The 8,938-nt window shown below is 67.7% G+C and carries 10 protein-coding genes; 3 read left to right on the top strand and 7 right to left on the bottom strand.

The window, feature by feature from the left end:
- Positions 1-152: 152 nt before the first annotated feature.
- The gene (locus LXN00_RS12435) at positions 153-1,079 is read left to right on the top strand and encodes an AI-2E family transporter (protein WP_326491146.1); all 927 of its coding nucleotides are present in this window, start codon (positions 153-155) and stop codon (positions 1,077-1,079) included.
- Here the strand turns inward: LXN00_RS12435 and LXN00_RS12430 are convergent.
- The 7 genes from LXN00_RS12430 to LXN00_RS12400 form a co-directional block, all read right to left on the bottom strand.
- Complete coding sequence (locus tag LXN00_RS12430) at positions 1,076-2,932, bottom strand: amino acid transporter (RefSeq protein WP_234508685.1); 1,857 nt, start codon at positions 2,930-2,932, stop codon at positions 1,076-1,078. The genes LXN00_RS12435 and LXN00_RS12430 overlap by 4 nt on opposite strands.
- On the bottom strand, positions 2,929-3,846 hold the full coding sequence (locus LXN00_RS12425; RefSeq protein ID WP_234508684.1) for a hypothetical protein: 918 nt from the start codon (positions 3,844-3,846) through the stop codon (positions 2,929-2,931). Before LXN00_RS12425 ends, LXN00_RS12430 begins: the two co-directional genes overlap by 4 nt.
- Before the next feature lie 42 nt (positions 3,847-3,888).
- Positions 3,889-5,160, bottom strand: a complete 1,272-nt coding sequence (locus LXN00_RS12420; protein WP_234508682.1) for a nitrate/sulfonate/bicarbonate ABC transporter ATP-binding protein — start codon at positions 5,158-5,160, stop codon at positions 3,889-3,891.
- Positions 5,161-5,169: 9 nt separating this feature from the next.
- Complete coding sequence (locus LXN00_RS12415; protein ID WP_234508680.1) at positions 5,170-6,843, bottom strand: ABC transporter permease; 1,674 nt, start codon at positions 6,841-6,843, stop codon at positions 5,170-5,172.
- 63 nt (positions 6,844-6,906) lie between these two features.
- Complete coding sequence (locus LXN00_RS12410; protein ID WP_234508678.1) at positions 6,907-7,188, bottom strand: DUF1634 domain-containing protein; 282 nt, start codon at positions 7,186-7,188, stop codon at positions 6,907-6,909.
- Entirely contained in the window at positions 7,185-7,457 is a 273-nt protein-coding gene (locus LXN00_RS12405) for a sulfite exporter TauE/SafE family protein (protein ID WP_234508676.1), read from the bottom strand. The genes LXN00_RS12410 and LXN00_RS12405 overlap by 4 nt, the downstream gene beginning before the upstream one ends.
- Positions 7,445-7,645: a hypothetical protein gene (locus LXN00_RS12400; protein ID WP_234508674.1), complete on the bottom strand. Its 201-nt coding sequence runs from the start codon at positions 7,643-7,645 to the stop codon at positions 7,445-7,447. Before LXN00_RS12400 ends, LXN00_RS12405 begins: the two co-directional genes overlap by 13 nt.
- A 113-nt stretch (positions 7,646-7,758) precedes the next feature.
- On the opposite strand from LXN00_RS12400, the gene LXN00_RS12395 reads away from it, so the two are divergent.
- On the top strand, positions 7,759-8,115 hold the full coding sequence (locus tag LXN00_RS12395; RefSeq protein WP_234508673.1) for a PepSY domain-containing protein: 357 nt from the start codon (positions 7,759-7,761) through the stop codon (positions 8,113-8,115).
- Positions 8,116-8,332: 217 nt separating this feature from the next.
- Positions 8,333-8,653 (top strand): hypothetical protein, encoded by a 321-nt coding sequence (locus tag LXN00_RS12835; RefSeq protein WP_418952994.1) that lies wholly within the window; start codon positions 8,333-8,335, stop codon positions 8,651-8,653.
- The last annotated feature ends 285 nt before the right edge of the window (positions 8,654-8,938 follow it).

The raw sequence follows: 8,938 nt of genomic DNA, 5'->3' as shown, positions 1-8,938 counted from the left end.
TGCACGCTGTTCTCCTGCAAGGGGTACGGGGCCAAAGCCGGGCCCCGGGCGAGTTCCGGCGAACGCAGAACGGGATTGACTTCCCGGGGCGCACTTGTAGCCCAAGTTTCCCATCTAAGGGGCCGTGGCACGCATTTGGCTAAGATGGGGGCGTGGGTCGTTTCTTCGTTGGCCTTTTTCTTCTAATTCTCGCCCTTTGGGCGTTGGGAAAGCTTTATCCCCTTTTCCTTTGGGTCTTCCTAGCCTTCACCTTGGCGGCCGCTTTGGACCCCCTGGTGGGCGTGCTTCGCCGTTTTCTACCCCATCCCTCGGCGGTGGTCCTGGCTTACCTGGGGGTCCTAGGGGTCCTGGCCTTAGGGCTTTACCTGGTGGCGCCCCTTTTGGCCCGGCAGTTCCGCAACCTGAGCGAGGTCCTGCCCCAGGCCTTCGCCTTTCTTCAGGGGAACCTGGGGCTTTCCGGCTCCGGGCTTCTTTCCTCCCTGGCTCCCTCCTTCCACATCGCCGGGGACCTCCTCCTGCGGGTAGGGGAGACCGTGTCCGGCCTGGTCTTGGCCCTGGTTCTGGCGGTGATGATCAGCCTCGAGCCCCACCTGGTGCCCCGGGCGGCCCCTTACCTCCCGGGGGACGGCTGGTCGGAGGTGCTGGAGGGCACCTGGCGCCGCCTGGGATACTGGGCCCGCGCCCAGTTCCTCATCGCCCTAAGCTTCGCCCTCCTTTTCGGGGGTTGGCTCTTCGCCCTGGGGGTGCCGAGCCCCTTCGCCCTTGGGTTCCTCGGGGGGGTGCTGGAGGTGATCCCCTTCGTGGGGGGGATCACGGCGGCGTTGCTGGCAAGTCTGGTGGCCCTTTCCTCCTTAGGGCCCCTAAGCGCCCTTCTCGTCCTGGCAGGCTATGGGGGTATCGCCCTCCTGGAGGGGAAGGTTCTCATCCCCCTCATCTATGGGCGGACCGTGGGGTTCCACCCCGCCCTGGTCCTCCTCGCCATTTTCGCCTTTGGCAAGCTCTTCGGCCTCCTGGGCATCTTCCTCGCCGTGCCCATGACGATCCTCGCCTCAGGGCTTCTTTCCCGCTGGCGCCGCTAGCCCCCCACGTGGACCACGGGCCGCCGCCGGGGGTCGGCCTCCACCCGGCGCAGGATCTCGTGGGTGAGGGTGGGTACGTCCCCTTCCCCGAAGAGGAGGAAGTCCAGGGCGGCCTGCCAGGGTCCTTCATCGGACCACTCAAAGTAGATGTGGGGGCGCTTTCCCGTCCGCTCCCGCAGGTAAAGGAGGAAGGCGGCCAGGGTGTTGGGGGCGGCGGTACCCAGGATGCGGAAGACCTTGGCGTCCCGGTGGTCTACCCCCCAGACCTGGGCCACGGTGCTGAACTCGGAGGGATCCTGCACATAGACCTCCACGAAGACGATGGGGTCGTGGGCGGGGATGTGGGTGGCCTCGCGGATGCGGCGCTCCTTGTCCCAGTAAACGGACCTCCCACCCCGCTCGGGCCGGTGGGCCACCAGGCGGAGGGGGGCCTCCTGCTCTTTCAGGTGGGCCACCATCCGCTCCGCCATCTCGTCCAGCTGGAAGGCTTCTACCCGGAGTTCAAAGGAGCGCAAGGTGCGGGAGAGGAAGGAGAGGAAAAGCGTTGCGGCGATGAAGAAGGAGGCGATGCGCACCCCGTCGGGCCGCTCCACCACGTTGGCCACCAGAACGTAGGCGAAGACGGGGAGGAGGGTCTGGAAGTAGCGGGCTTCCTTGCGTTTCTCCCTTTGGGCGGAAAGGGCCACGCCCAAGGCGGCGGAGCTCATCACCACCAGGACCCCGGTGGCGTAGGCCGCCGCCTGGGCCTCCACCTGGGCACGGAAGAGGAGGGTGATGCCGAAGGCCACGCCGGTGAAGAAGAGCACCAGGATGCGGTGCTGTCGGGCCCACTCCGGGGCCATGCCGAACCGGGGAAGGTAGCGGGGCACGAGGGTAAGGAGGCCCGCCATGGCGCTGGCCCCAGCGAACCAGAGGATCACGATGGAGAATAGGTCGTAAAGGCTGCCAAACCCCTCCCCCAGGTAGCGGTGGGCCAGGAAGCTGATGGCCCTACCGGAAACCTCCTCGCTTTGCCAGAGCTCGGGGGGAATAAGGAGGGCGGTGGCGAAGCCCGCTGCCACCAGGAAGGAGGCCATCACGGTGGCGGCCGCCAAGAGGAGGCGCTGGCCCCCCCGGATCCGGCCCCAAGGCCTTTCCGGGGTGTCCTGGGGTCCCCCCCGGATGAGGGGCATCACCGCCACGCCGGTTTCATAGCCGGAAAGGCCCAAAGCCAGCTTGGGAAAGGCGAGGGTGGTGGCGAGGATAAGGCCTAAGGGATCGGCGTGGGCGCGGAGGAGCCCTTGCCACCATTGGGCCAGGTGCTCGGGACCCACGTGGCTGAGGGCCACCCCCAGGGTGATGGCGTTCAGGGCTAGGTAGCCCAAGGTGATGGGCACGGCGAGGCCGATGGCCTCCCGGAAGCCCAGGTAGAAGACGAAGCCCAAGAGGGCGATGAGGAGGAGGGTGAGGCTCACCTGGCTCCCCTGGAGCCAGGCGGGGGCCACGGGGTTGCCGATGAGGTGGACGGCGGCGTCGGCGGCGGAGAGGGTGATGGTGATGACGAAGTCCGTGGCCATAAAGCCCAGGACCACCAGGACCAAGACCTTGCCCCGCCACCCGGGGAGGAGCCGGGTGAGGAGGCCCACGGACCCCTCCCCGTGGGGGCTCTCCTCCGCCAGGCGGCGGTACACCGGAAAGACCCCCAGGAGGGCGAAAAGGCCCAAGGCGATGTTGGCGAGGGGGGAGAGGAACCCCGCCGCCAGGAGGGCGATGCCGGGCTGGTAGCCCAGGGAGGAGAAGAGGTCCACCCCGGTGAGGCAGAGCACCTGCCACCAGGGGTAGCGGCCTTCGTCCGTGTGTCCTTGGAGCTTCATAAGCCCTCCAAAGCAGCCTCCACCCCTGGGGGCACGAAGCCCGCCACCTGGTAAAGGCCCCGGGCCCGTTCAAGGGCCGCCCTCGCCTCCCCAAGGCGCCCCTCCTTGCGCAACGTGAGGCCGAGGACGTATTGGGCCAAGGGGTTTCCCGGGGCCAGCGCCACGGCTTTGCGGAGCATGGCCTCGGAACGGGCCAGGCCCTTAGGGGTACTGGGCCCCCGGAACACCCCGCCCTTGGCCTGCTCGCCCCGGTAGTAAAAGAACTGGCTCCGGACGTAGGGGAATGGGAGGGGCGCCACCTGGTCTGGGGTAAGGGTGCCTTCCTTGGTCCGGTAGCTGAGGATGGCCCCGTCCGGGGCGTACTGGGGTTCGGCGAAGCGCAGGCCTCGAGGGGTGGCCACGAAGAGGCCCCGGTGCTTCGGGAACGGGGTGGGCTCGGAGGGGTCCACCAGGTAGTCCCGCCCTCCCAGGCGTAGGACCGCCACCGCATGGCCCAGGTTGCTTCGCTTCCCCTCGGGGTTCTCGTACACCATGTAGACCCCCGAGGCGAGCCCCATAGAGGAGAGCATCCCCTGCACCAGGACCGCCTGGAGCAGGCACTGCCTTTCCCCTTTGAGGGCGGCGTAGGCGAACTCGTAGCCCTCCTCGAGGCTGAAGCGGGGGAGGAGGCGCTTGATGACCCGGAAGGTCCAGGCGGCGGCTTCCAAGGGAGGGGCCTGGGCCTTACGATTGAGGGCGGTACGGAAATCCTCGTGGAAGGCGTGCCGGAAAGCTCCCTCCCACCAGGGGAGGAAAGGCGGGGCCCCCGCCACCTCCCGGTAGGAGTCCTCTACCAGGGTGGCGAAGGCAGGCGTATCCAGGGGGAAGGCCAAGGCGCTAGGGAGAAGGAGGAACACCCAAAGGATGGGTATCACAGACAGAAACTATACGCCTGGCAAGCGAGGGGTGGTGGCGGGCTAAAGTTCCGGCACCTCCTCCATCTGTTCGGGAAGGAAAAAGACCCTCGCCCGGTCGTCATAGCCGAGGAGCCCGGCGTACCGTCCCCACTCCCGCACCACGGCGAGGACCCTCCTGGCCTCGGGCTCGGGGAGGTGCTGGCGGAGCCGGGCCAAAACCCGCTCCTCGGGAACCTGCCGCCTTGCCAAGAGGGCCTGGTGGAGGCGGGCGAAGAGGGGTACCTGGCGCAGGAGGTGCTCGCCGAATAGGATCTTCCGCTCCTCGGGGGTGGCCGAGGCCCAGGCGGCCCCCGCCGGGGTGAGCTCGGCGTCTCCCCGCTCCGCTCGGGCGAAGCCCAAAAGTTCTAGGGCTTCCAGGAGGGGGAAGAGGTCGTCCACCTCGAGCCCCTCCTCCGCCGCCAGCACGGGCAGGTCCGCCCGCCCCCCGTGCCGGGCCAAGGCTTCCGCCAGGCTCGCCAGGGCCTCCACGGAGGCCGAGGGCAGGCGCACGATCTCCTCCTCTAGATGCCTTTCCACCTCCTCCCGCAGGGTGAGGGCCTGGTAGATCTCCTCCACCACCGCCCGGAAGCGGGGATGGTGGGGATCCCGGGGGTGGGCTAAGGGGATGGGGATTTCCCGGCCGATCCTTGCCGGGCTTCCCTGGAGGACCAAGGCCCGGTCCGCCAGGGCCACCGCCTCTTCAATGTTGTGGGTGACCAGGAGGATGGCCCGGGCGGAAAGCCGTCCCGCCTGCCATAGGTCCAGAAGGTCCCCCCGTAGCCCCTCGGCGGTGAGGGGGTCCAGGGCGGAAAAGGCCTCGTCCAGGAGGAGGACCTTGGGCTCCACCACCAGGGCCCGGGCCAGGCCCACCCGTTGCTTCATCCCCCCGGAGAGCTCCTTGGGCAGGGCCTCCTCAAACCCCTGGAGGCCCACGAGGGCGAGGGCCTCCCGGGCGCGGCGTACCCGCTCCTCCTTAGGTACCCCGCGGGCCTCGGGGCCCAAGGCCACGTTCTCCAGGACCGAGAGCCAGGGGAAGAGGGCGAAGCTCTGGAAGACCATGGCCATGCCCTCCACCGGACCCTCCACCCGCCTGCCCTGGAAGCGCACCTCCCCCCGGTCCGGGGGGATGAGCCCGGCCAGGATGCGGAGAAGGGTGCTCTTCCCCCCGCCCGACCGCCCCAACAGGGCCACGATCTCCCCCTCCCCCACGGCGAGGTTCACGCCTTCCAAAACGGGGAAAGGCCTCTCCCCCGCGCTAAAGGCCTTGCTCACGTCCTCCGCCTCCAAAAGCATCCCAACCTCCTATAGGCGGTACCTCTCCTCCGCCAGGCGGTAAAGCCGCCGCCAGACGAGGCGGTTTAGGGCCACCACGTAGAGGCTCATCACGGCGATGCCGAGGAGGAGGTGGGGCCCTTGGCCCTCCGCCAGGGTCCAACGGGCGATGTAGCTTCCAAGGCCCGTGGCCTCGAGGGTCTTCCCATGCCACGTGACCACCTCGGCCACAATGGAGGCGTTCCACGTGCCCCCGCTCGCCGTGATGAGGCCCGTGACCAGGAAGGGGAAGCAGGCGGGGAGGAGGAGGCGCCGCCAGAGCGCCCAACCCCGCAGGCCAAACCCCCGCGCCGCCTCCTTCAGGTCCCCGGGAACCGCCATGCTCCCGGCCATGACGTTGAAGAGGATGTACCACTGGGTGCCCAGGGCCATGAGGAAGGCGGAGAAGACCTCGAGGGACAGGTGGAAGCGCAGGAGGAGGTAGGCGAAGAAGGGGTAGAGGAGGTTGGCGGGGAAGGCGGCCAAAAACTGCAACAGGGCCTGGACCCGCACGGCAAGCCGGGGCCTTTGGCCGAGGAGGATGCCCACGGGAACCCAGACCACGCTGGCGAGGAGCATAACCCCGAGCACCCGCAACAGGGTGAAAAACCCCAGGGCGAAGGCGTGGGCCACCTCGGCGAGGCTCAAGGGGCGGAGGGTGGCGAAGAGGGCCGCCAGGCCCCATAGGGCCAGCAGGGCCAGGGCGGCGTAGAGGGGCCAGGTGGGGAGGCGAAGGGGACGGGGGGGACGGAGGCGACGCTCGTAGCGGAGGAGGGCCTCCAGGGCCCAGTCCGCTCCCCTTTCCGCAAGGCCCCGCACGGTACGGGTGCGCCGCAAGAAGTCCAGCACCCAGCTCCTCGTCGGTTCCTGTCCGGCCCTTTCCTCGTACTTGAAGCGCTGGCTCCAGGCCACGAGGGGGCGGAAGAGGAGCTGGTCGTAGAGGACGATTACGCAAAGCATGGCCAAGACGGCGAGGGCCAAGGCCTCGAGGTTGCCCTGGGCCAGGGCGGAGGCCATGTAGGACCCGATCCCGGGCAGGTCCACCTCCGTCTTACCCACGGCGATGGCCTCCGAGGCCACCACGAAAAACCAGCCCCCGGACATGGACATCATGGCGTTCCACACCAGCCCGGGAAGGGCGAAAGGGAGCTCCAACCGCCAAAACCGTTGCCAAGGGGTGAGGCGGAAAAGCCTGGCGGCCTCGTCCAGCTCACGCGGCACCGTCTTCAAGGCCTGGTAGAAGCTGAAGGCCATGTTCCAGGCTTGGGAGGTGAAGACGGCGAACACGGCCGCCAGCTCGTACCCCAGGGCCCGCCCCGGGAAAAGGCCGGCCAGGGTCCCCACGGACGCTGCCAGGAAGCCTAGGATGGGCACCGACTGGAGAATGTCCAAAAGGGCCACCAGGAGGGGCTCGAGGCGGGTCTTGGCCGCCAGGGGTGCGTAGAGGAAGGTGAAGAAGGTAGAGAGGATGAGGGCGAGCCCCATGCGGAAGGCGGTGCGCAGAGCGTACCCCGGTAGGTGGATGGGGTCTAAGGCGATGGGCGTCGGGGCAAAGGGGCCCGCCGCTTCCTGGGAGGCCCTCAGGAAGAGGGCGAGGAGCCCCAGGGTGAGGCCCAGGGCCAAGAGGTCGTAGCGGTTGGGCCGCTCGCGCAGGATGGGTACCATGGCTGGATGTCCGGTTTGGCTGGACTACTGCCGCCCTGCGCATTCTACGCCGGCACGGCCTTCTCAGAGTAGCCCGAAGAGGCTCAGGAGGAGCACCGCCAGCACGAAGAGGGTGATGCCCACGAAGGACCAGTCCCCCTCTTCGGCGAAGAGGAGGGCGGAAAGGGCGACCCGGACCACGGGGGTGAGGACGAGAACGTAAAGCCCCGCACAGGCCAACCCCTCGGCGACCCGGGGAGCCATGCCTAGAATCCCCAAGTGCCCGAGCCCCCCCAGGGCCAGGAGCGTCGCCGCCAGGAGGACCCCGTAGCGGAGCACGAGGGCAAGGAGGTTCCTTTGCCTCACCCCTTACCCCCTTCTAGGATCATCTCCAAACCCAGGCCGGCGATGGCCAGGGCGAACACCCGCCTAAGCCGGGGCGTGGGGCTTGCCGGCAAGAGCCTAGCCCCCCAGAAGGCCCCTAGGAGCACCCCGAGGACCACGGGGAGCGCCACCCCGGGGTCCACGTAGCCCCGGCGGAAGTACAGCCCTGCGCTGGCCGCCGCCGTGACCCCGATCATGAAGTTGGAGGTGGTGGTAGAAATCTTGTAGGGGAGGCCCATTACCCGATCCATGGCCAGGACTTGAGGGCCCCTGAGCCGATGCCCAAAAGGCCCGAAAGCGCCCCGGCGAGCCCCATGAGGAGGAAGCCCTGGGGCAGGTGGCGCACCCCGTAGGCCGTTTCGCCCCTTGGGCTGGGGTAGCTTCCAGGGAGCCGGAGCTTTAGGGCAAGGGGGTGGGAAGGAACGGTCCTGGTGCGCATCCGCCGCACTCGTCCGAGCCCAAGCCGTCTACCCCAAAGTGCCCAAGAAGACAGAGGCAGCAGGTGTCAGCGCTTTGGCTCTCGGGTTCTTGGCCTTGGCCCAGGTGGCGTAGATGGGGGCGCAGGCGCCCAGCTACCAAGGCTCCATCCCTGTACAACAGGACTACGCCACCGAGGCGGAGGAGGCCTCCGCTTACCAGGCTCTGGCCAAGGTGACCGCCCAGGAGGCGGTGAAGGTGGCGCTGCAGGCCCTTTCCACCACGGCGGCCCCTGTGCGGGTGTCCTTGGGGAACGAGAACGGGTACCTGGTGTGGGAGGTGGTCCTGGCGGGCCGAGAGGTCAAGGTGGATGCGGGCACGGGCCAGGTTCTCCACCGGGAGGCCCTGGGCAAGGAGGAGGGGAAGTCCGCCGGGGAGCACGGGGAGGAGAGCCACGAGGGCGGCGAAGGGGAGGTAGAGGACGGGCCGTAGCCTACGGGTGAGGGGGTCGGGCAACCCACCCCCTTTTCCTCATCTTGGGGGACGTATGCGCGAAACGCTTTTCGCTCTCGTGGTTCCTTGGGCCATCGCCATGGCACAAGCGTTGCCGACCTTAGGTTTTAGGGATACGGCGGGAAAAGCCCAGGCCTGGGCCCGGCTCGGCAACCCTCCAGAGGAGATCAGCCTATTCTGCTCCTAGGGGAAGCCCGTGTACAGCGTGGACCTGGCCAAGGGGCGGGCTCCCTTGCAAGTGTACGTGGATGGGGTTACGGGGAAGGTCTTAGGCTCCAAAAGCCTGAAGGAGCGGGCCTTGAGGGCCAAGGCTTGGCTACGGGAAAACCCAGGCATTCCCCTAAAGGAGGCCATCGCGCTAGCGCAACGGACCTTAGGCGCACAGGAGTTCCCGCAAGAGGTAGCCTTCCCGCGCCCCCAAGGAAGGCCGGTATTGCAGGTGGATTGCAGCCGGGAGCAGGTGCTCCTGGATGCGCGGACCAGGGCCTACTTGGGTAAGTGGCCCACGGGTCGCTGAGGCGCTTTCGGGAGCCCGTTGAGTAGGGGTATCCGGGGATATCGCCAGGACGAAGGGGCTTCCCCTTTGTCCCTTTCCCTAAGCTATAGGGAAGGGAGTTGTCGCCCAATGGCAAGGAAGGGTGCCGAATGTTTCCAAGGCGTGGCTTAGAGAGGAGCGCAATGCGACAGGCTGGAGCTCTCCTTTTGCTCTATGGAACCCTCTTCGGGGCGCTTTTAGAGGCTGTCGTAAAAGTCCTCCACGGCCAGCTACGCGGCCCTAGCCAGCCGCTTCACCAACAAGCGT

Origin of the sequence: Thermus brockianus, assembly GCF_021462505.1 — a bacterium.
In the GTDB taxonomy this organism is placed as follows: Bacteria; Deinococcota; Deinococci; order Deinococcales; family Thermaceae; genus Thermus; species Thermus hydrothermalis.
The sequence above is the reverse complement of the archived record's forward strand: the minus strand, read 5'-3'. Positions and strand labels throughout refer to the sequence as shown.